17 protein-coding genes are annotated in these 23,359 nt (G+C 53.7%); 15 read left to right on the plus strand and 2 right to left on the minus strand.

What is annotated here, in order from left to right:
- The first annotated feature begins 3 nt into the window (after positions 1 to 3).
- From tsaE to K5621_RS03275, 13 genes are all read left to right on the plus strand, one after another.
- The gene (gene tsaE / locus K5621_RS03215; protein ID WP_221050406.1) at positions 4 to 489 is read left to right on the plus strand and encodes a tRNA (adenosine(37)-N6)-threonylcarbamoyltransferase complex ATPase subunit type 1 TsaE; all 486 of its coding nucleotides are present in this window, start codon (positions 4 to 6) and stop codon (positions 487 to 489) included.
- Positions 473 to 1,798, plus strand: coding sequence for an N-acetylmuramoyl-L-alanine amidase (locus tag K5621_RS03220; protein ID WP_100143114.1), 1,326 nt, complete (start codon positions 473 to 475; stop codon positions 1,796 to 1,798). The genes tsaE and K5621_RS03220 overlap by 17 nt, the downstream gene beginning before the upstream one ends.
- Positions 1,799 to 1,805: 7 nt before the next feature.
- Positions 1,806 to 3,668 (plus strand): DNA mismatch repair endonuclease MutL, encoded by a 1,863-nt coding sequence (gene mutL / locus K5621_RS03225; RefSeq protein ID WP_221050407.1) that lies wholly within the window; start codon positions 1,806 to 1,808, stop codon positions 3,666 to 3,668.
- Positions 3,661 to 4,587: a tRNA (adenosine(37)-N6)-dimethylallyltransferase MiaA gene (miaA, locus tag K5621_RS03230; RefSeq protein WP_100143116.1), complete on the plus strand. Its 927-nt coding sequence runs from the start codon at positions 3,661 to 3,663 to the stop codon at positions 4,585 to 4,587. The genes mutL and miaA overlap by 8 nt, the downstream gene beginning before the upstream one ends.
- A gap of 87 nt (positions 4,588 to 4,674) precedes the next feature.
- Positions 4,675 to 4,950 (plus strand): RNA chaperone Hfq, encoded by a 276-nt coding sequence (hfq, locus tag K5621_RS03235; RefSeq protein WP_100143117.1) that lies wholly within the window; start codon positions 4,675 to 4,677, stop codon positions 4,948 to 4,950.
- 21 nt (positions 4,951 to 4,971) lie between these two features.
- Positions 4,972 to 6,279, plus strand: coding sequence for a ribosome rescue GTPase HflX (hflX, locus tag K5621_RS03240; RefSeq protein ID WP_100143118.1), 1,308 nt, complete (start codon positions 4,972 to 4,974; stop codon positions 6,277 to 6,279).
- A gap of 35 nt (positions 6,280 to 6,314) precedes the next feature.
- Positions 6,315 to 7,454 (plus strand): FtsH protease activity modulator HflK, encoded by a 1,140-nt coding sequence (hflK, locus tag K5621_RS03245; RefSeq protein ID WP_100143119.1) that lies wholly within the window; start codon positions 6,315 to 6,317, stop codon positions 7,452 to 7,454.
- Between the two features lie 3 nt (positions 7,455 to 7,457).
- Entirely contained in the window at positions 7,458 to 8,381 is a 924-nt protein-coding gene (hflC, locus tag K5621_RS03250; RefSeq protein ID WP_100143120.1) for a protease modulator HflC, read from the plus strand.
- A 378-nt stretch (positions 8,382 to 8,759) separates the two neighbouring features.
- Positions 8,760 to 9,350, plus strand: a complete 591-nt coding sequence (petA, locus tag K5621_RS03255) for a ubiquinol-cytochrome c reductase iron-sulfur subunit (RefSeq protein ID WP_100143121.1) — start codon at positions 8,760 to 8,762, stop codon at positions 9,348 to 9,350.
- Entirely contained in the window at positions 9,350 to 10,567 is a 1,218-nt protein-coding gene (locus K5621_RS03260; RefSeq protein WP_100143122.1) for a cytochrome b, read from the plus strand. Before petA ends, K5621_RS03260 begins: the two co-directional genes overlap by 1 nt.
- A complete protein-coding gene (locus tag K5621_RS03265) occupies positions 10,564 to 11,265 on the plus strand; it encodes a cytochrome c1 (protein ID WP_221050408.1) in 702 nt (233 codons plus the stop codon). Before K5621_RS03260 ends, K5621_RS03265 begins: the two co-directional genes overlap by 4 nt.
- Before the next feature lie 95 nt (positions 11,266 to 11,360).
- Positions 11,361 to 11,990 (plus strand): stringent starvation protein SspA, encoded by a 630-nt coding sequence (sspA, locus tag K5621_RS03270; RefSeq protein WP_100143124.1) that lies wholly within the window; start codon positions 11,361 to 11,363, stop codon positions 11,988 to 11,990.
- Positions 11,990 to 12,442: a ClpXP protease specificity-enhancing factor gene (locus K5621_RS03275; protein ID WP_100143125.1), complete on the plus strand. Its 453-nt coding sequence runs from the start codon at positions 11,990 to 11,992 to the stop codon at positions 12,440 to 12,442. The genes sspA and K5621_RS03275 overlap by 1 nt, the downstream gene beginning before the upstream one ends.
- Before the next feature lie 249 nt (positions 12,443 to 12,691).
- On the opposite strand, the gene K5621_RS03280 is transcribed toward K5621_RS03275, so the two are convergent.
- Positions 12,692 to 15,406, minus strand: coding sequence for a hypothetical protein (locus tag K5621_RS03280; protein WP_221050409.1), 2,715 nt, complete (start codon positions 15,404 to 15,406; stop codon positions 12,692 to 12,694).
- Between the two features lie 152 nt (positions 15,407 to 15,558).
- Complete coding sequence (locus tag K5621_RS03285) at positions 15,559 to 18,279, minus strand: hypothetical protein (protein WP_221050410.1); 2,721 nt, start codon at positions 18,277 to 18,279, stop codon at positions 15,559 to 15,561.
- 424 nt (positions 18,280 to 18,703) lie between these two features.
- On the opposite strand from K5621_RS03285, the gene K5621_RS03290 reads away from it, so the two are divergent.
- A complete protein-coding gene (locus K5621_RS03290) occupies positions 18,704 to 19,990 on the plus strand; it encodes an acetyl-CoA hydrolase/transferase family protein (protein WP_100143128.1) in 1,287 nt (428 codons plus the stop codon).
- 95 nt (positions 19,991 to 20,085) lie between these two features.
- A complete protein-coding gene (locus K5621_RS03295) occupies positions 20,086 to 23,340 on the plus strand; it encodes an nSTAND1 domain-containing NTPase (RefSeq protein WP_221050411.1) in 3,255 nt (1,084 codons plus the stop codon).
- Positions 23,341 to 23,359 lie beyond the last annotated feature (19 nt).

The raw sequence follows: 23,359 nt of genomic DNA on the forward strand, positions 1-23,359 counted from the left end.
TAAATGACTATTGAACACAGCTTGACTCTGCAATTGGCAGATGAGACTCAAACTGTCGCCTTAGGGCGGCAACTGGCGGCCATGATCAGCGCGCCGCTGACCATTTATCTGACCGGTGAGCTTGGCGCCGGCAAAACGACTTTCAGCCGTGGTCTGATCCAGGCCTTGGGTCATCAAGGTGCGGTTAAGAGTCCGACCTATACACTCGTGGAACCTTATGAGCTTGAAGGAATCGAAGTATATCATTTCGACCTTTATCGACTCAGCGATCCTGAAGAGCTGGAGTTTATGGGGATCCGGGATTACTTCAACGAGCGTAGCCTTTGTATTATAGAGTGGCCCGATAGAGGTATGGGGTGCTTGCCTGCTGCCGATATACATCTGCATATCAAGTATGCTAATACTGGTCGTGAAGTGTCGCTGCAAGCCGGTTCCGACAAAGGAAAGGTGCTATTAAGAAAAATAACAAACGATGGTAAAGACGAATAACATCTTATTTAAACTGACTTTTTTTATTGCCTGTTGGGTAATGGCGGCGCCAATTTGGGCGGCCAATAAACTCGACGGTGTGCGTATTTGGGCGGCGCCCGAATCTACCCGGGTGGTTTTTGATTTAAGCCAGGCGCCAGACTACAGCTATTTCACGCTCAGCAACCCTGACAGATTGGTGGTGGATCTGAAAAAGAGCAGCAATGGCGTCAAGCTGGAAAAAGTTGAAAATAATAGCCCTCTGGTCAAAAGGGTGCGTTTGAGCCAATCGCCGGAAAAAGGCACGCTACGGGTGGTCATAGATCTCAAGCGGGCTGCGAAGGCCAATCTGTTTTCCCTGCCGCCAACCGCACCCTATGGCAACCGTTTGGTGGTGGATCTTGATGACAAGAGCACTTCGGCAAAAGCCAGGGTCGCTCCGACAGCCACAGAGGCAATGCGGAATGTGATTATCGCCATCGATGCCGGTCATGGTGGTGACGACCCCGGCTCTATCGGCCCTTCCGGTTTGTACGAGAAGAAGGTCTCACTGGCGATTGCCAAGCGAGTGGAAAAGAAAATCAACGCGACTCCCGGGTTCAAAGCCGTGATGATCCGCACCGGTGACTACTTTGTGAATTTGAATCGTCGCTCGGAATTAGCGCGTCAGAGTAAGGCCGATCTACTGATCTCAATTCACGCCGATGCCTTCACTTCACCTCAGCCCAGAGGTGCCTCAGTATGGGTGCTCTCCATGCGGCGGGCCAATAACGAAATCGGCCGCTGGCTGGAGCAGAAAGAGAAACATTCCGAGCTGCTCGGCGGTGCCGGTGAGATTATTCAAAATACCGATAATGAACAGTATCTGGCGATGACCTTGCTGGATATGTCGATGGATAGGTCCATGGCGATGAGTCACACAGTGGCCAGCGACATTCTCTCCGGTTTGGGTAAGGTGACCAAATTACACAAACATAAGCCCGAGTCGGCGAGCCTGGCGGTGCTCAAGTCGCCTGATATCCCCTCCATTCTGGTGGAAACCGGTTTTATCTCCAACCCACAGGAAGAGAGATTGCTCAGTAATGCCAACCATCAGGACAAGCTGGCTAAGGCGATACATAAAGGTGTGCTCAAGTATTTTGAAGCCAATCCGCCGGCCGGAACCATGTTGGCCAAGAAGGGCGTGATTAAACACAAGGTTGCCAGAGGTGAGTCTCTGTCGGTGATCGCCAATCGTTATGCGGTGTCGGTGGCCGATATCAAGCAAGCCAACAACCTGAAGTCGGATGTAGTGCGCATAGGTCAGCAACTGGTTATCCCTAGAGCCTGAGGAAAACATGGCAATTCAGATATTACCACCGCAATTGGCCAACCAGATTGCGGCAGGCGAAGTGGTTGAGAGACCAGCCTCTGTAGTGAAGGAGTTGGTGGAGAATAGCCTGGATGCTGGTGCAACCCGGGTCGATATCGAAATCGATAAGGGCGGCGCCAAGCTTATCCGGATCCAGGACAATGGCGCCGGTATCGCCAAGGAAGAGCTGGCACTGGCGCTGTCTCGTCATGCGACCTCTAAGGTGCATACGCTGGACGATCTTGAAGCCATTCTCAGCTTTGGTTTTCGAGGCGAGGCGCTGGCCAGTATCAGCTCGGTTTCCCGCTTGACCCTGACATCCCGCACGGCCGAGCAATCCGAGGCCTGGCTCGCCTATGCTGAAGGCACGGATATGGGGGTCAAGATACTGCCGGCGGCCCATCCAGTGGGTACCAGTATTGAAGTGGTCGATCTCTTCTTCAATACTCCGGCGCGCAGACGTTTTCTCAAGAGTGACAAGACAGAGTTTACTCATATCGATGAGTGGCTAAAAAGAATTGCTTTGGCCCGGCCAGAAATTCACCTGACGTTGAAACACAATGGCAAACAGGTGCGCAACTATCGTCCGGCGGACAATGAAGCCCAATATCTGCAGCGTCTGGCTCAGGTCTGTGGCCGTCCTTTTGCCGAGCAGGCTTTGAGGGTGGAATGTCAGCACGACGACATGCGCCTCAGTGGCTACCTGCAGTCTCCTTGGCAAGTCGAGCCTTGTGATACTCACTATTTTTATGTCAATGGCCGTTTGGTTAGAGACCGTTTGGTGAATCATGCGGTCAGGCAGGCCTTTGCCGGTTTGGCCGAGTTGGAACAGCCCGGCTATGTGCTGATGCTGGAGCTGGATCCCCATCAAGTAGATGTCAATGTTCACCCCGCCAAGCATGAGGTCCGTTTCCATCAGGCCAGATATGTGCACGATTATATTCTGCAGGCCTTGAGCTCTGCCCTGCAGCAAGCACAGCAACTGCCGGTCGATGACGTTAATCCGTATTTAAGCCAAACAGATTATGCTGCGCCGATTAAAACCCGGCCAAATGCCGCTGAACCAAGTATCCTGCCAACGGGAGTGACAGATAGCCGCCGCGCCGAGCCATGTTTTCGAGAGCCTGAGTCAAGCGGCGGTAATGCTGGATATCAAAGCCGATATAGCGACAGCGCTTCTTTAGACGGCAAAGTATCGGGTGCATATTCAGGGGGCAATCCCCGTCAGGGAGCCGCGGCTCCCTCCAAGTCGGCCATCAGCAGTTATGGCGCCTTGTTGACGACGCCAGGTGTGGTCAATGAAGCGAGTTCTGCAGCAGATCTGAACCCTATGCCAGCTTTGCTCGATGGCGAGTATTGGGTATTGGTCGAAGATGAGCAACTTAAACTGCTCAAGGTGAAAGTCGCAGCCAAGCGATTGAGGTATATGGAGATTGTTGCCCGTCTCCCCACAGGTTTGACTGGCCAGCCACTGTTGATGCCGGTCGCTGTAGATGCCGATTCGGAATGGCCGGTGTTACTGGAGGAAAGGGCGACTCTGCTGCGGCAGTTGGGGTTGGATCTCAGTATTCGTCATTCGCAGTTGATAATTAAAAAAGTGCCCCCATATCTGAGGGACACGCAGCTGGCGAGTTTGATCCCTGAGCTGCTGCAGTGGCTCAGATTCGAGCAACCCCAAGAAGCGGCCTTGGCAAATTGGCTGGCGCAGAGCAGCTTGAGTAGCTTTGTTTCGGCACCATTGATATGGCAGGGGATCTCGGCTCTGGATGAGTCGGCTCGGCAAGAAATTTTACAGCTGGCCAAGGCACTGCCATGGCGGCAATGGTTGGAAGACGAACATAGTGAGTAAGGCGAAACAGCCAAGAGTGCTGACATTGATGGGGCCGACCGCCTCAGGAAAAACAGCGTTGGCGTTGGAACTCGCCGAGCATCACAACTGCGAGATCATCTCGGTAGATTCGGCACTTATCTATCGGGGAATGGATATAGGCACGGCTAAGCCCAGCGCGGAAGAACTGGCACGAGGGCCACACAGGCTGATAGATATCCGCGATCCTAGTGAAAGCTATTCGGCTGCCGATTTTCGCAGCGATTGTTTGCAGGAAATCGAGCAGATCGTCAACATGGGAAAAACGCCGTTGTTAGTAGGTGGTACCATGTTGTATTTTAAAGCATTATTGGAAGGGTTGTCGCCACTTCCCAGCGCCGATGAGGCGATAAGAGCTCAGATACAGCAGGAAGCCGAACAACTGGGTTGGCAAGCTTTGCATCAGGAGTTAGCGCGAATTGACCCGGTTGCGGCTGCGCGCATTCACCCTAATGACCCGCAACGTTTGGGGCGGGCATTAGAGGTTTACCGTATCAGTGGCAAGAGTTTGACCGAGCTGACTCAGTCAAAAACACCTGAGCTGCCCTATGATGTGGTGCAATTTGCCATTGCGCCCCAGGAGCGTAAGACACTGCATGAATTGATTAAAGTGAGATTTATGCAGATGTTGCAGGCCGGGTTTACCGACGAGGTGGCCAGGTTAAAGCAAAGAGGCGATCTGTATCTGGATATGCCCTCAATGCGCTGTGTTGGATATCGCCAGTGCTGGCAATATCTGGAGGGTGAATTTGACCATGATACTATGGTCGAAAAAGCCGTCGCTGCTACTAGGCAATTGGCGAAGCGTCAATTAACATGGTTGCGAGGATGGCCTGAGTTGAATTGGCTGGAGAGCGGGGCGCAAGGGAATTTAGTTCAGCTTATACGCCACTGCCGCTAGCTTAATGGCCCTTGCTGTATAATACTCAAACCGAACAAGAAAGCTTTTTGTTAGATACTATATAAATTAAAAAAAGGAAATAAAAACATGGCTAAGGGGCAATCTTTACAAGACCCATTTCTGAACGCACTTCGCCGTGAGCGCGTTCCTGTTTCCATCTACCTGGTCAACGGTATCAAGTTGCAGGGACAGGTGGAGTCTTTTGACCAGTTCGTGATCTTGCTGAAAAACACGGTTAGCCAGATGGTTTACAAGCACGCCATTTCGACTGTAGTGCCTTCTCGTCCCTTCAATGTGAGCAATCATCAAAGTGGCGGTCAGCAAAACTACAACTCGCAGCACGACGATAGCAGCGAACAGTAATTAAGTTAAGGAGTTCACTTCTTGTTTGATCGCTATGAAGCGGGAGAAACTGCCGTACTTGTTCATATCGACTTTTCCGACGAAGACAGTCGGGAAGACCTTCTCGAGTTGCAACTCTTGGTTGAATCGGCCGGGGCGCGTTCGGTAGGGGTGATAACAGGAAGCCGCCGTGCTCCTGACCGCAAGTTTTTCTTGGGGACGGGTAAGGCGGAAGAACTGGCAGCTTTGGTAGCTGCGACCGAGGCAAATGTGGTGATTTTCAACCACGCATTGAGTCCCGCACAGGAAAGAAACCTTGAAATCCTGTGCCAATGCAGGGTGTTGGACAGAACCACACTTATCCTTGATATTTTCGCTCAACGGGCCCGTACCCATGAAGGCAAGTTGCAGGTGGAGCTAGCGCAGTTGCGCCACATGTCGACTCGCCTGGTGCGGGGCTGGACTCACCTTGAACGCCAGAAGGGTGGGATAGGTTTGCGTGGCCCGGGTGAAACCCAGCTGGAAACTGACCGACGATTACTGCGGGGGCGGATCAAGTCCATCAATCGCCGTTTGGAAAAAGTGGATAAGCAGCGGGAACAAAGCCGTAGGGCAAGGCAGCGAAGTGACTTGGCTACTGTGTCATTAGTGGGTTATACCAACGCAGGTAAGTCCACTCTATTCAATGCGTTAACAACATCTGAGGTGTATGCCGCCGATCAGTTGTTTGCGACCCTGGATCCGACGCTGCGTAAGCTGGAGTTGGACAATGGTGCGGTATTTTTAGCCGACACAGTAGGTTTTATTCGCCATTTGCCCCATGAATTGGTGGCGGCGTTTAAGGCGACTTTACAGGAAACCCGGCAGGCCGATCTCTTGCTGCACGTGGTGGACTGCGCCGACGACAATATGAATGATAACTTTGAGCAGGTACAAGAAGTGCTCAAAGAGATTGAGGCCGATGAAATTCCACAGCTTCTGGTCTGTAACAAGATAGATCTGTTGGAAGAGATAGGCCCCAAAATAGATTTCGATCCTGAGGGCCGACCATACAGAGTATGGATCTCGGCGCAGCAAGGGTTGGGACTGGATCTTCTCAAGCAAGCGGTGGATCAGCTGACTGCTGCTACCATAGTTGAGCTTAGCTTGAGAATACCGGCAACAGCCGGGCATTATCTTGGCCAGTTTTATCGACTGGATGCGATACAGCAGAAAGAGTATGACGACCTGGGGAACTGTATCTTGTCTGTTCGTTTACCACAGCCGGACTGGCACCGGCTGGTTAAGCAGAGTCAAGGTGAGTTGGAAACCTTTATCCTCGAACCCGAGATTGATAAAGTAGTTTGTTAATAATCTCGTTTATTCATCCACTTATGGAGAGTTAAATGGCTTGGAACGAGCCCGGTAACAAGGGTAATGATCCTTGGGGAAACAAAGGTGGCAATGACAAAGGGCCACCAGATCTGGACGATGTATTTCGCAATTTGGCCAAACGCTTTGGCGGCAAGGGTAACGGTGGCTCGGGTTTCAGCATGGGGACTCTGGCCATAGTTGCAGGTATTGCCCTGGCGGTATGGGGTTTTTCCGGTTTCTACACTATCAAAGAAGCGGAGCAGGGCGTTGTGCTGCGTTTCGGTGAACATGTCGGCGAAGTTGGTCCTGGCCTACACTGGAAAGCCACCTTTATCGATACGGTTTTACCGGTAGATGTCGCATCGGTGCGCTCTATTCCGGCGTCCGGCAGCATGCTGACCGCGGATGAAAATATGGTCGTGGTCGAGCTCGATGTGCAGTACAAGGTGAAAGATGCCTACCAGTATCTGTTCAGTGCCGTTGATGCTAACTCGAGCCTGCGTGAAGCCACCGACAGTGCGCTGCGCTATGTCATTGGTCATTCAAAGATGAATGACATCTTGACCACAGGGCGTGCCAAGGTACGTGACGACACCCGTGCCGAAATTGAACGCATCATAGCACCTTACAATTTGGGGCTGCAGATTGAAGACGTTAACTTCCTGCCGGCCAGACCGCCTGAGGAAGTGAAAGACGCCTTCGATGATGCGATTTCAGCACAGGAAGACGAGCACACCTATATCCGTCAGGCCGAAGCTTATCAGTTGGAAATCGAGCCCAAGGCCCGTGGTCAGGTGGAACGTATCAGTCAGGATGCCCGCGCATATAAAGAGCGTGTCATTCAGGATGCTGAAGGTGCTGTGGCTAAGTTCAACAAGTTGTTGCCTGAATATAAGCAGGCTCCTGAAGTGACCCGTGAACGCCTCTATATTGATGCGATGCAGCAGGTGTTCAGCGATACCAATAAGGTGCTGATAGATGCCAAGAATAATGGCAATCTGATGTATCTACCACTGGATAAGCTGATGTCTCAGGACAACAAGGCTAAACCTAAGGCTGCGCCGGAACCTGAGCAACATGTGGATGCTGTTAACAACCAAAGAAACAGTGATAACAGCAGTTTCAACGGGCGCTTGTCCCGCGAAGAGCGTATGCGTCAGGGGAGGGAGTAAACCATGAGCAGATTCGTACTCATTATTATTGCCCTGCTGGCAGTTGTTGGAGTGTCTTCGCTGATGGTTGTCAACGAAGGCGAGCGCGCCATTGTTTCCCGCTTTGGCGAAGTACTGAAAGATAATGTTGACGGCAAGATGGTGCCTCGAGTCTATGGCCCGGGTCTCAACGTCAAGATCCCGCTGATCGACAAAGTCCGTTATATGGATGCCCGTATCCAGACTCTGGACGGCGCTGCCGACCGCTTTGTGACCTCAGAGAAGAAAGACCTTATGGTCGACTCTTATGTTAAATGGCGAATTAAGGACTTTGAAAAATACTATCTGGCAACAGAAGGTGGCAACAAGTCCAAGGCTGAGTCACTGTTGCAGCGTAAGATCAACAGTGACCTGCGTACCGAGTTCGGTAAGCTGACCATCAAGCAGATTGTTTCCGGTACCAGCGAAGGTAGCACAAACTTGGCTGAGAGCAGCAGTCGTGATGATCTGATGCGTATTACCCTGGAAAATGCCGCCAAGAGCGCTGAAGGTCTGGGTATAGAAGTGGTCGATGTCAGGGTGAAGCAGATCAACCTGCCATCCAACGTCAGCCACAGCATCTTCCAGCGGATGCGTGCCGAGCGTCAGGCGGTAGCCAAGAAACACAGGGCAGAAGGTAAAGAAGCGGCCGAGAAAATCCGCGCCATGACCGATGCCAACGTGGTGGTGACTCTGGCCAATGCCCGTCGCGAAGCGGAAAATATCCGCGGTGAAGGCGATGCCATTGCCGCCAAGATCTACGCCGATGCTTACACCAAGGATCCAGAATTCTTCAGTTTCCTGCGTAGTCTGGAAGCCTATAAGGCCAGCTTCGCCGGTAAATCTGACGTCATGGTGTTGGAGCCGGACAGCGAATTCTTCAAATACATGAAGCAAAAAGGCAAGTAACAGTATTGCTCGAAAGGCCCGGACTGGTTCCGGGTCTTTTTTTATCTTTTTCTCGGCTTAAGATTAAAATCACAGAATGACAGGTATTAATGTGTAAAGGGGATAAATTTTATTATTAGTCAAATGGTTATGCTTTAGCTTTAATTAAACTACTCCCGGGTTACAGGCTTTTTTACTAGGTTCTTGCTGTTTTTTTAACCCGAAACTGCTAAAAATCTGTAATCAATCTAACCAAATTGTGTCTTTTGACTATGATCTGCTTCTAATTTTTCGCTATAATGAGCCCCGCCTCAAAGTTTGACTTTTACTTATAGTGATAGCTAATAAGCCTAAGGTCTTGAAAAACAAAAATTCCAACACCCTCTGGGAGATAAGTGGATGAGCAATGCGCCAGTCGATACCGGACGTCGCAGATTCCTGACAGCTGCAACCGCCGTAGTGGGCGGTGCTGGTGCCGTCGCTGTAGCGGTTCCCTTTATAAAGTCATGGAATCCGAGCGCCAAAGCGAAAGCTGCAGGCGCGCCGGTAGAAGTAAATATCAGTAAGCTAGAACCAGGTCAGCTGATCCGTGTGGAATGGCGTGGCAAACCAGTATGGATTGTCCGTCGTACCGAGGAAGTTCTTAATGAGCTCCCAACCCACGATGACAGACTGCGGGACCCGGCTTCTGAAGAATTACAGCAGCCTGATTACGCCCAAAATGGCGTACGTTCGATTAAGCCTGAGTACTTTATTGCCGTAGGTATCTGTACTCACCTGGGTTGTTCACCTACTTATCTGCCGGATTCTTTCGCAGAGCAGGTTGAAGGTGTGACTTCGGGTTTCTTCTGTCCATGTCACGGTTCCAAGTTCGATATGGCCGGTCGCGTCTTCCAGGGCGTACCCGCTCCACTGAACCTGGTGATACCACCTCATCAATACATTGATGAGGGTAACGTGCTCATCGGTGTAGATCAGGGAGCTGCATAATGGTTAAGAACATTATTGACTGGATCGATGCGCGTATTCCTATGACTGCGACCTATAACCGTCATGTCGGTCAGTACGCTACCCCCAAGAATTTTAACTTCTGGTATTTCTTCGGCTCTCTGGCGCTGTTGGTTCTGGTGAACCAGCTGCTGACCGGTATCTGGCTGACCATGAACTATGTACCCACCGCCGAGGGAGCATTTGCCTCCATCGAATACATCATGCGTGATGTGGAATACGGTTGGTTGCTGCGCTATATGCATTCCACCGGGGCATCGGCCTTCTTCGTGGTGGTTTACCTGCATATGTTCCGCGGCTTGATTTATGGCTCTTACCAAAAGCCTCGTGAACTACTGTGGCTGTTCGGTATGTTGATCTTCCTGGTACTGATGGCCGAAGCCTTTATGGGTTATCTGCTGCCATGGGGGCAAATGTCCTACTGGGGCGCTCAGGTAATTATCTCACTGTTCGGTGCTATCCCAGTCATCGGCGACGATTTGACTCTGTGGATCCGCGGTGACTATGTGATTTCAGGTGCAACCCTGAACCGCTTCTTCGCCCTGCACGTGATCGCGCTGCCTCTGGTACTTGTGGTACTGGTATTCCTGCACCTGATTGCTCTACACGAAGTGGGTTCCAACAACCCTGACGGTATCGAGATCAAGAAGAACAAAGATGAAAATGGCTGGCCTGTCGACGGCATTCCATTCCATCCTTACTACACAGTAAAAGATATCATGGGTGTTGCCGGCTTCCTGATTGTCTTCTGCTATGTGCTGTTCTTTATGCCTGAAGGTGGCGGTTACTTCCTCGAGAAGCCTAACTTCGAAGCGGCTAACCCAATGAAGACACCTGAGCATATTGCTCCTGTATGGTACTTCACCCCGTTCTACGCCATCTTGCGTGCCGTACCGGACAAGTTGGGTGGTGTCGTCCTGATGGGGCTGGCAATCGCGGTACTCTTCGTGCTGCCATGGCTGGATCGCTGTAAGGTTAAGTCGGTTCGCTACCGTAGCATGATTCACAAGCTGAACATTGCTCAGTTTGCCGTGTCCTTTATCGTTCTGGGTTACCTGGGTGCGGTACCTGCGACACCAACACTGACCATTGTTGCCCGGATCTTTACCATCACTTACTTCGGTTTCTTCCTGCTGCTGTTCATCTACAGCAAGAGTGAAAAGACCAAGCCAGTACCAGAAAGGGTGACATTCAAATGAAAAAGTTATTGATTGCTTTGGTTGCCTTGTTGCCCCTCGGAGTCCTGGCCGCCAGTGGTCCAAAGATTGAGCCTAGCGGAATCGATTGGACTGAACAGTTGCAAGACAAAGAGTCGCTGCGTCGCGGTGCAGAGTTGTTCCAAAACTATTGTGCCGGTTGTCACAGCACTCAGTATCAGCGCTATCAGCGTGTTGCTGAAGATCTGGATATCCCTGTTGACGAGATGCGCAAGCTGATCCACACAGATGCCAAGGTTGGCGAGCTGATGGAAAACGCGATAGAGACTAAAGATGCGGCCAAGTGGTTTGGTGCCGCGCCTCCAGATCTGACTCTGGTAGCTCGTGTTCGTGGTGATGACTGGGTCTATTCCTACCTCAAGGGATTTTATAAGGATCCAAGTCGTCCATTCGGCGTAAACAACACTGTGTTCCCGTCAGTTGGTATGCCGCATGTGCTTGAAGAACTGCAGGGAATGCCGGTCAAGCAGGAAGATGGCAGCATCACGGTTAGCGGTGGCAGCCTGTCTGCAGAAGAGTACGATAAGGTGGTTCGTGACCTTACCGGCTTCCTGGTCTACTCGGCTGAACCGGTTAAATTGGAGCGCGAAAACCTGGGTAAATGGGTGCTCGGCTTCCTGTTTATATTCTTTGTGATCGCCTACTTCCTCAAGAAAGAATATTGGAAGGATGTACACTAACCCTTAGAAAGGGGTAGAATATATTATCCGCATAGTGTAAACGGGGGGCATAGCCCCTCGTTTACATTTGTTTTTTTAGATTCCGGAGGGTATCAATGGCTGTTGCTGCCAATAAACGCTCTATCATGACCCTGTTCTCAGGTGCCGATGATCTCTATAGCCATCAGGTTCGCATCGTATTGGCTGAAAAAGGGGTAACTGTTGATGTGTTGCAGGTGGATCCCAATGATATGCCAGAGGATTTGCTGGAGCTCAACCCCTACAACTCAGTCCCTACTCTGGTAGACCGTGAGTTGGTGCTGTACGAAAGCCGTATCATTATGGAGTATCTGGACGAACGCTTCCCGCATCCGCCGCTGATGCCTGTTTATCCAGTTTCCCGTGGCCAAAGTCGTCTGATGATGCACCGTATCGATACCGATTGGTATGCTTTGGTCGATCGTATCCGTAAGGGTGATCGTGCCGATGCGGCTCGCAAAGAGTTACTGGAAAGCCTGCTTTCTATTGCACCTGTGTTTGCCGAAATGCCTTACTTCATGAGTGAAGAGTTTGGTTTGGTCGATTGTTATCTTGGCCCCTTACTGTGGCGTTTGCCGGTATTGGGTATCGAACTGGATAACCGCGCGGGTAAAGACATCAAAGCCTATATGAACCGCATTTTTGAGCGTGAATCCTTTAAGGCATCTTTGACTGAAGCCGAGCGCGAAATGCGCATGGGTATCTGATGAAAGATTTGACCCCAAGTCGTCCATATCTGCTTAGAGCTTACTATGAATGGCTGATGGATAATCAGCTGACTCCACATCTGGTAGTGGATGCCACTGTGCCAGATATTAAGGTACCGCTGCAGTATGTTAAGGATGGTCAAATAGTACTGAATGTCGCCGGCAGTGCTGTCGGTGGATTGCAGCTTGGCAACGAGTTTGTCGAGTTCAATGCCCGCTTCGGTGGTGTACCACAGCAAGTGCTGTTGCCTATGGCGTCTATCGTTGCCATCTACGCCCGTGAAAACGGTGCTGGTACAGTATTTGAGATGGAAGATGCCTATCTGCTCGAAGAGGGTGAAGAGGCGTTGTTGAATGTTGTCGAAGAAGATGAGCAACCTCAAGAACAGGTGGTTTCTCAAGCCTCTGAGGACAAACCTAAACGCCGAGCTCATCTGACTCTGGTCAAATAAGTTTTAAGGTCCTATTACCTTTATCAAAAGCCAGTCCTGATGACTGGCTTTTGTTTAGCTCAATATTCCAGGGATTGTTCACTTTCGCTGATATGGCATTGAATCGCCTCGACGCTGTGCACGCTATGGCGGAATGTATCAGTTGATTTCAGCACCATTCGCAATGGTCATCAAGGCCGTTTAAGCCTTAGCTTCAAAGAGGCGTTGCCGCATTAGCTGACAGCGCCTCTTTGTCTACTGGAGGCTTGTTCAATTAAACAACTTGCCTAGCATGCGTTTGATGACGCTCGACTCGTCTTGCTTGAATGGCTCTGTATTTTCTTCGGTCAGACAATCAAACTTGGCGATGATTTCCAGCAGGCGTTTGCGCTCATCTGCGGTCAGCAGCCTGGACATATCCGGCAGCCGCTGCTGGCTGGCCAAGTGAATAATGAAAGACTCAGGTTGCCGCCCTTCGTGCATGGCAAAATACACAGTGGCCTGTGGCGTCACACCTATCCTATCCAACCAGAGTAGCGCCCAGAATTCCTTGTCGGCTTCAAGTTGCAGGCTCACATCGACATCGCCTATGCTTGAGTGCCCAAGCGCTTCATCCTGCCAACGCTCGGCCATATTCAGATGGCCTTCGGCAACCAAATGGTTGACATAGGCTTCCCTGACACTGGGGCAGCCCAACCAGTGCAGCCCTCGCTTCCCAAGACCGCTGAGAAACAGTGCCAGCCGCTCTCCCATCTCGGTTGGCAACAGCCAGACAAAGTCTGCCACGCCAACCTTGCCGCGATAATCGCTGTAGGGATCCCAGCCTTGCAGAACCGGCAGCTTCAAGGCTTGTGGTGTCAGGTTTTCCAGGCCTTCGCCGCTTTGCAAATAGGCCTGTAACTTGTCATAGACAGTCTTCGCCGCTGCCGGTTTGAGTCTTTGCTCCAGGCCGCGTTGCAGGCTGAGGTTAAATAGCTCAAAGGCTTGCTGCGGTAAGGGGCGCTCCGGGAAACAGGCCTTGAGATCGGCAATAAATCCCAGCATGGCCGTTTCATCGCAATAGTTTAGGGCATCCAGCAGCTTTTGCTGAGCCAGCCAATGGCTGCGGCCTATCATGCTGTTATCTTCGGGATCGCCTTCGGCAAAGCTTGCCAATCGCTCCAGGTAACGTTGCCAGAAGCGCTCGTTGGCCGGGGCATAGCGCGCGATGCGCCTGTCTTGCAGCAAAGTATGGGCATCCAGCTGCGCCTCGCTGACTCCCAGTGCCAGCAGCTTTTGATGTAGGCTCAGCTCTGTCTGCGGATCATCTATGGCGGCATATCCCTCATAGTTTGCGTAAAACTGACTGATGCGGCTGATAAGCACCATAGGCGCCAGTTTCAAAAGCAGTTGCCAGTGGCGCTGGGCCAGGATCTGCAGTTCGGTGTGAGCCTGTGGCAGTTGGCTATTTAACAGGAAAAACAGGCTGAGCAAGCCGCGCTGGAAACCATCGTCCGGGAAAAACAACCAGTAGGCCGCTTGATGCTGGCTTATCTGGCTTCCGCGTTTTCCCCCATCCTTGCCAAGTAGCGATTCGGCAACGGTGGCCATAGTGTCAGCATCCTGCTGCTCCTTGGCCTCAGTGAGCCAGGCCTTGAGTATCAAATGCTGCGGATTATCGCTATTGAAGCGGCCACCATGCCGATTGAAGACACGCATATAGGCAGTGAGGAAATGCTGCTCCAGCCAGCCAAGCAGCGCCTGGGTTTCTGCCGCTGTGCACTCGGGGCGGCCGAGCCGATAGGCGGCATAGGCGACGCCCCCCAAGTGGGTCGGCAACTTGTCCAGTGCCGCCGGCAGACGCTCGGCAATGGCTGCATCCAACTGTGCGAAGTCACTTTGCTTGCAGGTATGGCTAAGCAGGAAAAAAGGCAGCTCATCCAAGCTGGGTAGTGGGCAGTCGCCTTGAGTTTGCCCGGAGCTCTTGCCACTTTCCGGCTCTGTTTGGGCGCTGCCGGTATCTGTCTTATCCTGCTGCCAGGGGGCGAACCTGTCGTCCATCAACCAGGCTTCGGCAACCTGTGCCTTGGGCTCAACGCCGAGCGCATCCTGCAGCGCCAGCGCTTCATCTTCCACCCTGAGCCCCAAGATCAATTGCTGCTTGACCTGATCCCGCCACAGCTCAGTGTCTTCAAGTTCCGCTTCTACCGGCCAGTCGTCCAGGCTGTAGAAGAATTCCAGTATTGGCTGGGTTTGTTCCAGCGTTTGTTCATCGGCATAGGCCAGCAGCGGGGTTTGCTTTAGACGTATGAGCAGCTGCGCCTTAAACCAGGCGTAATCGTCAGCATGCTCGCTAAAGTGTTCCAGCAGGCTGGGGTTGACTGGATCACCCTCGGCGGTTTGGAAAAAACAGCGGCGGCTCTGTTCGCCATCACAGTGCAGATAGGCGTGGATCAGTTCGCGGCGCCAGCCGAACTCCTCTACCAGTTTGCCCAGCAGTTCCACGGGTGTATAGCCGCTGTCCAAATCCCAGTAAGGCACTAAAAAGGCGGCCAGATAATGACTCAGTTCGGGATATTGCCTGGCCAGCATGTAGAGGGCTTCTACCCCGAAGACGTTGTAGTCATCGAGAAAGAGATCGCTAAAGTCGTTACGACTGCGGGAGAAGGCCACCATGGCCTCGGCAGTTGCCTTGATCTCGTCCAATAGCTCGGGGAAGTTCAGCGCTGCGGCAAACAGCACGGCTTCAGTGCAATATTTAAAGGTGTGGTGCGCTCGAGCGGCGCTGAGTGCATGCACCAGCAAGTTGCGGTTGTCGCCGGCATCGTCATTGCTGAGTGGCTGCTGTTGCTCGTTGACAAACTCGATATTGAACAGCAGGGAGCCTTCAAGACGAAAGGCGCTGCCATCGTGCAGGTGTTGCCGGTATTGCTGCAGCGCCAGGGCGATGCTGGCGGGATCTTGTGGCTTGAGGCTAATGCTGAGGGTTTTGTCGAACTGGGGCATATTGCTTCCTTGATATTAAATTCCGGTCGTTGCCTGTAAGGCACTTCCTGTTAAACAACCGGCGACCACGCCATGAGTCAGGGCGTGGCAGTTATCCTGTTATTACTCGTTTATTGGGTTATTCCCAACTGCTGTTTTATCAATGCCTGCTATTAAGAGCCTTGCGCCAAATCTTTGGCCAGTTGCCGGACCGCGGCAGACTCGTCTTGCAGGAAGGAGCTGAAAAGCTCGGCGTCAACCCCGGCTTGCGCCAGTAACTTCAGCAGGCGTACACGTTCGTCTATGGTCAAGAGCTGCGAGGTCTCCGGCAGTCGCCCCTCATCGGCCAAATGTCTGAGGAAGGGCGCCGGGGCGCGGCCTTGGCTTACGGCGAAATAGACAGTGCTTTGCGGCGCTACGCCTATGCTGTCGAGCCAGCCAAGGGCCCAGTTTTCCTTGGCACTCTGAAAGGCTAACCCAGTGTCATAGTCGCTGTGACGCTTGTGTCCTACGCTTTGATCTTCCCAGCGCTGCGCCATTGAGAGACTACCCTCGGCAATGAGGTGGTTGACATAGGCCGTCTCCACACTCGGCCGGTGAAGCCAATACAGGCTTTGGGTTCCAAGGTCTGCGAGAAACAGGGCCAAAGCTCGCCCCTGCGCTTCAGGCAACAGCCAGACAAAGTCGCTGAGCTCAGCCGCATCGGCGGGGTCGTCCGAGCGGCAAGGCGCCCAGTCCAGCAACTCGGCCGTGGCTTGGGGCGTCAAGGGCTCAAGCCCTTCGCCCGATGCCAGATAAGCCTTGAGTTGGCGGCAGAGGTTTTGCGCCTGCTCTTCGGTAAATGATTTGCTGAAGCTTTGCCGCAGGCAAAGATCAAACAGTTCGAAAAACGCCTGTGGCAGAGGAGTCTCGGGGAAGTTGGCCTTGAGATGGCCAAAAAAGCTCAGCTTCGGCAGCTCGCGGCTTGTGTGCAGCGCTTGCAACAACTGCTGCTGTTGCTGCCAGAGGCGGCGGCCTATCATGCTGTTATCCTCTGGGTCGGCTTCGGCAAACTGCTTCAGCCTGGTGATATAACCTTGCCAGAAGCGTTTATCGGCCGGGCGATAGGCAGCCACCTGTTGTTCTGTCAGCAGGCAATGAGCATCGAGCTGCGCCTCGCTGACACCCAGCTTGAGCAGGTTTTGCCGCAATTCGGCCTCGATATGCTCATCGTCAATGGCGGGATAGAAGGCGTAGTCAGCCCAGCAATAATAAATTTTTTCAATCAGTTGTAGCGGATCCAACGTCAGCCATAGCTGCCAGTGCCTTTGTGCCAGGGTTTTCAAGGCCTGCCACTGCGGCGCTTCGAACTCCGGGGTGCAGAGCAGGAAATACAGCGCCAACAAGCCGTTTTGGAATCCTTTATTGGCATTGGACCACAAGAGTGCAATACGCTCTCCGTCCTTACTGGTATAGAGTATCTCAGAGGCAATTTGAGCCATCTTGGTAACATCGCCCTCGGTGTCTATATCCGTGAGCCAGCTCTTGAGAAGGCGATGTTCACGCCTTTTCTTTTGGTACTCTCCGCCCTCATAGAAGATGTGATGCTGAAACTGTAATGGCAGCTGCTGCGCCAGCCAGCGAAGCAGCGCCGCGGCCTCGTTGGCCTTGTCGGCTTCCGGGCTTAAGCTTTGGGGCGAGTTCAGGCGGCTCAGGCGATAGGCGGCATAGGCGCAGGCGCCAAGGCTCTTGGGCAGTTCGGCCAGCGCGCAAAGCATCTCCTCTCCCACTTCGGCATCCAGCTCTTCCAGCTCGCCAATCCTGAGATAGTCTTCCGGCTCTTCCAGGTCATAAAATAGCGCGGCATAGTCAGAGTCCGGCTCGTTCTCATCATGCTCCCAGTCATAGTCCTCTGCCAGAGCCTGCTCTTCCCCGGTTTGCCATAGACAATGACGGTCGTCTTCCCGCCAGGCCTCTGCCACTATTACCAGAGGTTGGCTCTGCTCGCTCAGCTGCGCCAGCAAGGAAAGCGCTTCATCCTCTACCCGGCGACCCAAGATCAATTGCTGCTTGACCCGATCCCGCCACAGTTCAGTGTCGTCAATGTCAGCCTCTACCGGCCAGTCGCCCAGACTGTAGAAGAACTCCAGTATCGGCTGGGTTTGTTCAAGCGGTTGTTCATTGGCATAGGCCAGCAGTGGCGTTTGTTCGAGACGCTTGAGCAGCTGCGCCTTAAACCAGGGGTAATCGTCCGGATGCCCGGCAAAATGTTCCAGTAGGCTGAGGTTGACTGAATCACCCTCTGTGGTCTGGAAAAAGCAGCGGCGATTCTGCTCGCCGTCGCAGTGCAGATAGGCGTGGATCAGTTCGCGGCGCCAGCCGAACTCCTCCACCAGTTTGCCCAGCAGTAACACAGGTTGGTAGAAGCTTTCCAAGTTCCAGTAAGGCACCAGAAAGGCGGCCAGATAATGGCTCAGTTCGGGATATTGCCTGGCCAGCATGTAGAGGGCTTCCACCCCGAAGACGTTGTAGTCATCGATAAAGAGATCGCTGGAGTCGTTGCGGCGGCGGGAGAAGGCCACCATGGCCTCGGCTGTGGCCTTGAGCTCGTCCAATAGCTCGGGAAAGTTCAGCGCTGCGGCAAAGAGTACCGGTTCGGTGTAAAAGCTGAGTCTGTGATCCCGGCGGGCAGTATCGAGGGCGTGTTCCAACAAGGAGCGATTGGCACCGGCATCGTCACGGTTAAGCGGCCGCTGTTGCTGATTGACGAACTCGATATTGAACAGCAAGGAGCCATCGAGTCGAAAGGCGCTGCCATCGTTCAGGTGTTGTCGGTATTGCTGCAGTGCCTGGGCGATGCTAGCGGGATCTTGTGGATTGAGGCTGACGCTGAGGGTCTTGTCGAACTGAGACATACTACTTCCTTGAAACTGGGGTCCTGCCCGGGCACTGGGATGTGACGTTTTTCGCCATAAGGCCCAAGGCTTGGCTAGTCTAACGACAGTGGCTTTGAGGGTAAACGCCTTATCCGCCGCAGTGGCATTTTTGTGAAGCTCGCAGTTTGCAACCTGTTTGATGTGGCGTAGCGCTCACTTTCCACAGTCTCGGGGGTTAGGTTGTTTGTCAGGGATTGCCCTTCACAGAGCAACTGGCTAGGGTTAAGGCCTTTTTGTACAGGAGTTGGTTTTCCCTCCGGCGGAGCCTGTCATGGTTTGGGTGAAGTCGTCTCGATGGGACAGCCCAAATCAATCAGGCGGGATGTGGGAAAATAAATACGGCATTGGTTCAATCAAACTTCTGTCACGGAACGGTATAAATAAAAAATAAGGAAGCAGCAGTATGGCGCCAAGAGTTTGTTCCAGTGCACTGGAAGCGGTATCCCTGATAGGGAATGATGAATTTATCTGGACCCACTCTATGGGAGCCACCCCCAGAGTCTTGCTGGAGGCGCTGGCCCAGCATGCCATGACGCGGCAGAACCTGACCTTGCTGCAACTGCATACCGAGGAAGCCGAGGCCTTGAGTGTGCCCGAGCTCAAGGGGCATCTGCGCCATCGCTGTTTCTTTGGCGGCGCCCCGACCCGCGCCCTGTTGGCCAGTGGCGAGGCGGATTATGTGCCTGTCTTTTTATCCGAGGTGCCCAAGCTGTTTCGCTCCGGCGAGCAACCCATAGATACGGCGCTGGTACAGGTGTCACCGCCTGACAGCCATGGCAACTGTTCGCTGGGGATCAGTGTCGAAGCCAGCCGCGCCGCTTGTGATGTGGCCGGCCGCATCATAGCCCATATCAACCCGCAAATGCCGCGCACCCATGGCGACAGCTTTGTACCCTATGACCGCTTTGCCGCCGTGTATGAACAGAGTTCGCCTCTGCCCGAACACCCCATGGCCGGAGCCGATGCCATCAGCCAGGCTATCGGCAAGCATGTGGCCTCTCTGGTTGAAGACGGCGATTGCCTGCAGATGGGCATAGGTGCCATTCCGGATGCCGTATTGGGGCAGTTGGCAGACAGACGAAACTTAGGGATCCACACCGAGCTGTTTTCCGACGGCATTCTGGCGCTTTATCGCTCCGGGGCGATTAACAACAGCCGCAAGAAGGTGCACCCGGGGAAGTTGGTCACCGGTTTTGCGCTTGGCAGTCGCGCCCTCTATGACTTTGTCGATGACAACCCCGAAGTGCTGTTTCTGGATATAGAGCAGGTTAATGACACCTCGGTTATCCGCCGCAACCCGCAGGTAATGGCCATCAACTCGGCGCTGCAGGTGGATATTTCCGGCCAGGTGTGCGCCGACTCCATAGGGACCCGAATCTATTCCGGGGTAGGCGGGCAGATGGACTTTATTCGCGGCGCCGGTCTATCTCCCGGCGGGCGCTCGGTTATCGCCCTGCCGAGCACGGCCGCCAATGGCGCACTTTCCCGTATCGCGCCCGTGCTGAGCCCAGGTGCCGGGGTGGTGACTACCCGGGCCCATGTGCACTATATTGCCACCGAATATGGTTGTGCCAACCTCAGGGGCCGCAGTATCCGCGAGCGGGCCAGAGCCTTAATCGACATAGCGCATCCGGATTTTCGCGAATCCCTGTGCCGGGAGACATTCGAGCTCTGGGGTTTGAGTATTTGAGTTAACGCTCATTAGGTAAAATTTAACGCTGTTATCATGGTGTTAACTTTGTATACCGGGTAAGATGCGGTCAATCTCTTATCGCGGTAGGTTCCATGAGCGACAGCAGCTTCTTTTTGGGTGATTGGCAGGTCGATCCCGGCAGCAATAGTTTGCGGCTGGGAAAGCGCTTGCGGCAGTTGGAACCCAAAGCCATGGATGTGCTGCTGTATCTGTGTCGTCGCAGCGGCGAGGTAGTCAGCAGCGATGAGCTGCTGGATGCCTGTTGGCCCGGCAGCGACACGGGCGATAACCCGCTGCACAAGACCATCAATCAGCTGCGCCGGGCGCTGGACGACAAGGCCGGCGATCCTTCTTTCATCGAAACTATCCGCAAACGCGGCTATCGAGTTGTAGCCGATGTCCGTTTCCCCATCGGCCACGAAGCCAGTTTGCCTTCGCTGGCCTGGAGCCTGGGCTCACCATTTCCCGGGTTAAAACCCTTCAGCGCCGATTATGCCGGGGTGTTTTTCGGCCGCAGCGAACAGATCAACGCCTTACTGGAACGCATAGCCCGGCAGATTAAACATGGTCGCGGGTTTTGCTTGCTGCTTGGCCCCAGTGGCAGCGGTAAGTCGTCGCTGATCAACGCAGGTATTTTGCCCAATCTGGCTTCGCCTCAGGGCTTTCACGGCATAGGCCTGGCCTGCTATTCGATACTGGATCTGGCCGATGTCGCCGAAGATCAACTGCTGCTGGAGTTGGCCGCCGCCATGCTCGACTGGGAGCTGGACGATGCGCCGGTTTTGGCAGGCTACAGCGCCGAAACGCTGGCGCATGCACTGGAACAGGATATCGACAGCCTCTGCGCCCAACTCTGCCAGGCGCTGCCGTCCCAAAGTTGGCAGAAGCCGAGGTTCGGCCTGTTTGTCGACCGTCTGGAAGTGCTGCTGTCTTCGCCGCGCTTCTCGGCCGCCGCCCGTGAGCAGGGGCTGGCGCTACTCGACACCCTGGCGCGTTCCGGAGCCGTATTGCTGCTCAGCGCCTGTCGCAATGAGTTCTACCCTCAGGTGGTTGCCAGCCCCAGCTTGATGGCGGGCAAGGGCAATGGCGCCCATTTCGATCTCTTGCCGCCCAGCCGTCAGGAACTGCTGCAGATGATACGCTTGCCGGCCGCAGCCGCAGGCTTGAGTTGGGAATTTGACCCTGAATCGGCACTGGGCTTGGATGAGCTGCTGTGCCGTGAGGCCGCCAGTAACCCGGATGCCTTGCCCATGTTGCAGTATATGCTGCAGGCCCTGTATCTGCAGCGCAGTGACGACAACCAGTTGCAACTGGCGGTTTATCACCGCCTGGGTGGGCTGGCCGGAGCCATAGGCCAGGCCGCCGAAGATGCCATCGCCTCTTTGTCGAGCTCGCAAAGGGCGGCCCTGCCGCGGGTGCTGTCGCTGCTGGTGACCCTCAGGGAAGATGAGCAGTCTGTCACCAGTCGCAGCGCCAGATATTCCGAATTGGCCACGGATGCCGAGCGTGCCTTGGTACAGGCCTTGGTCGACAGTCGGCTGTTTGTCTCCCATCTGGAGGACAGCGAACCCGGTTTCAGCATAGCCCATGAAGCCTTGCTCAGACGCTGGTCCAGGGCCAGAGACTGGATAGATAGCCACAGGGAAGGGCTGGCGGCCAAGGCCAGGCTGTTCCATCAGGCCAGGCGCTGGCAGCAACTGCAGTGCAGCCGCGATTTTCTGCTGCCCCAGGGCAAGCCGCTGACCGAAGCGCTGGCGCTGAAAAACGATCCCCTGCTGGAGCTGGATCCAGTCAGCGAAAGCTATGTTGCTGCCTCCAGCGCCAGAGGGCGGCGCCAGCGGCGCCTCAAGGGCGCGACCTTCATGCTTTTATGTCTCTTGACCCTGATCTCGGTATTCATGAGTTATCGCAGCGTTGAAGCCGAGCAGCAGGCGCAGGCCAAGCGCCTGGCGGCAGAAGACTTGCTGGGCTTTATGGTGGGCGACTTTGCCGACAAGCTGCGCAGCATAGGCCGGATGGATCTGCTTGATGGTGTCAGCAACAAGGCGCTGGATTATTTTCGTGAGGCCGACGGCAGCCTGAGTGAGGCGGCGCTGTTTCGCCATGGCCAGACACTGGAAGCCATGGGGGAGGTGGCCTATTCCCGTGGCCGGGTGGATGAAGCGGAAAAGGCGCTGCTGGCCGCCAGAGACAAACTCTTGCCACTGTTGTCCGGCAGTACAGATCAGCTGGAGCTGTTAAAGACCCTTGGCGCCAATGCCTTTTGGCTTGGGCAACTCAAGTATGACCAGAGCGATTGGCAGGGCACCCGCCCCTGGTTCGAGGCTTATCTGCAACACAGCCAGGCCATGTACCGACTGGCGCCGGACAACAGCGAAGCGTTGATGGAACTTTCCTACGCCCATAACTCTCTGGGGTCTTTATCGATGAAGCTGCAGGACTTCAGCAAGGCGCGCCAGGGCTTTGAAGAATCGCTGCGGCTCAAGCTGATTGCATTGGCCGAGTCGCCAGATGATCCTCAGCGTCTGGCCGATGTCGCCAATGCTCGCTCCTGGCTAGCCAGGTCTTCGAGTGCAGAAGGGGATATTCAAGCAGCCATCGCCATTCATAGGCAGATAGCCGAAGAGTTAAAGCGGCAGGCTCAGGGAGAACCCTATCAACTATATAGATTATCCGGAAATCTGGAGATCTTGGCTCAGTTGTACAGAGCGGTGCAGCAAACCGAATTGGCCAGAGAGAGCGCAATGGAAGCCAGTCGGGCTATTGCTGCCGCACTTGAGGCCGATCCGGAAAATGAGCGCTGGCGAATGCAGCAATCTTTTGTTGAGGTGTTACTGGTTAGCTTGCTACCGGCATCAACAGAAAAAACGGGCATGCTTAATACTTTGAATGGATATATGGCCAGTGAGCCGTCAAGCGAAACCTCGACTAAACAGCTTAAATTGGAGGCTCGTTTTTGGTTGGCTGCTGCCAATGAGCGGCTCGAACAAGGTGATTACCAGCAAGCGCAAAAACTTGCTTTGTTGGCAGAAGCGTTTTTTACAACATTAGGACAGAAAACGGTTTTGGGCACTGTCGATATGGGAGCCCTGGCCGAGGCTGGGCTTGTAACCGCCTATAGTGTGTCCATGTTAAATAACGATATAAGCTTTGCCTATACTCACTGCCAGAAAGTCGGCCGAATGCTGCAACCATGGGTCACTGTGAATCGTGATGCCCGTATACTCGCGCCTTATGCTATGGCTTTGGATTGCATGGATGACCAACAGGAACTGTTGAAAATGAAGGCTAAATATGAGCCTCTTGGTTATCGTTTTAGTCAATTTAAATACCCCCTCAAAAACTAACCTGAAACAAGGATGAAGC

The organism is Shewanella carassii (assembly GCF_019670705.1).
GTDB classification, from domain to species: domain Bacteria; phylum Pseudomonadota; class Gammaproteobacteria; order Enterobacterales; family Shewanellaceae; genus Shewanella; species Shewanella carassii.

Bases quoted from the DNA above. Each gene is read 5' to 3' on its own strand.
- K5621_RS03285 (WP_221050410.1), bottom strand. From the start codon at position 18,279: ATGTCTCAGTTCGACAAGACCCTCAGCGTCAGCCTCAATCCACAAGAT.
- petA (WP_100143121.1), top strand. From the start codon at position 8,760: ATGAGCAATGCGCCAGTCGATACCGGACGTCGCAGATTCCTGACAGCT.
- hfq (WP_100143117.1), top strand. From the start codon at position 4,675: ATGGCTAAGGGGCAATCTTTACAAGACCCATTTCTGAACGCACTTCGC.
- K5621_RS03265 (WP_221050408.1), top strand. From the start codon at position 10,564: ATGAAAAAGTTATTGATTGCTTTGGTTGCCTTGTTGCCCCTCGGAGTC.
- K5621_RS03275 (WP_100143125.1), top strand. From the start codon at position 11,990: ATGAAAGATTTGACCCCAAGTCGTCCATATCTGCTTAGAGCTTACTAT.
- mutL (WP_221050407.1), top strand. From the start codon at position 1,806: ATGGCAATTCAGATATTACCACCGCAATTGGCCAACCAGATTGCGGCA.
- hflK (WP_100143119.1), top strand. From the start codon at position 6,315: ATGGCTTGGAACGAGCCCGGTAACAAGGGTAATGATCCTTGGGGAAAC.
- tsaE (WP_221050406.1), top strand. From the start codon at position 4: ATGACTATTGAACACAGCTTGACTCTGCAATTGGCAGATGAGACTCAA.
- K5621_RS03260 (WP_100143122.1), top strand. From the start codon at position 9,350: ATGGTTAAGAACATTATTGACTGGATCGATGCGCGTATTCCTATGACT.
- hflC (WP_100143120.1), top strand. From the start codon at position 7,458: ATGAGCAGATTCGTACTCATTATTATTGCCCTGCTGGCAGTTGTTGGA.
- K5621_RS03220 (WP_100143114.1), top strand. From the start codon at position 473: ATGGTAAAGACGAATAACATCTTATTTAAACTGACTTTTTTTATTGCC.
- sspA (WP_100143124.1), top strand. From the start codon at position 11,361: ATGGCTGTTGCTGCCAATAAACGCTCTATCATGACCCTGTTCTCAGGT.
- K5621_RS03290 (WP_100143128.1), top strand. From the start codon at position 18,704: ATGGCGCCAAGAGTTTGTTCCAGTGCACTGGAAGCGGTATCCCTGATA.
- K5621_RS03280 (WP_221050409.1), bottom strand. From the start codon at position 15,406: ATGCCCCAGTTCGACAAAACCCTCAGCATTAGCCTCAAGCCACAAGAT.
- K5621_RS03295 (WP_221050411.1), top strand. From the start codon at position 20,086: ATGAGCGACAGCAGCTTCTTTTTGGGTGATTGGCAGGTCGATCCCGGC.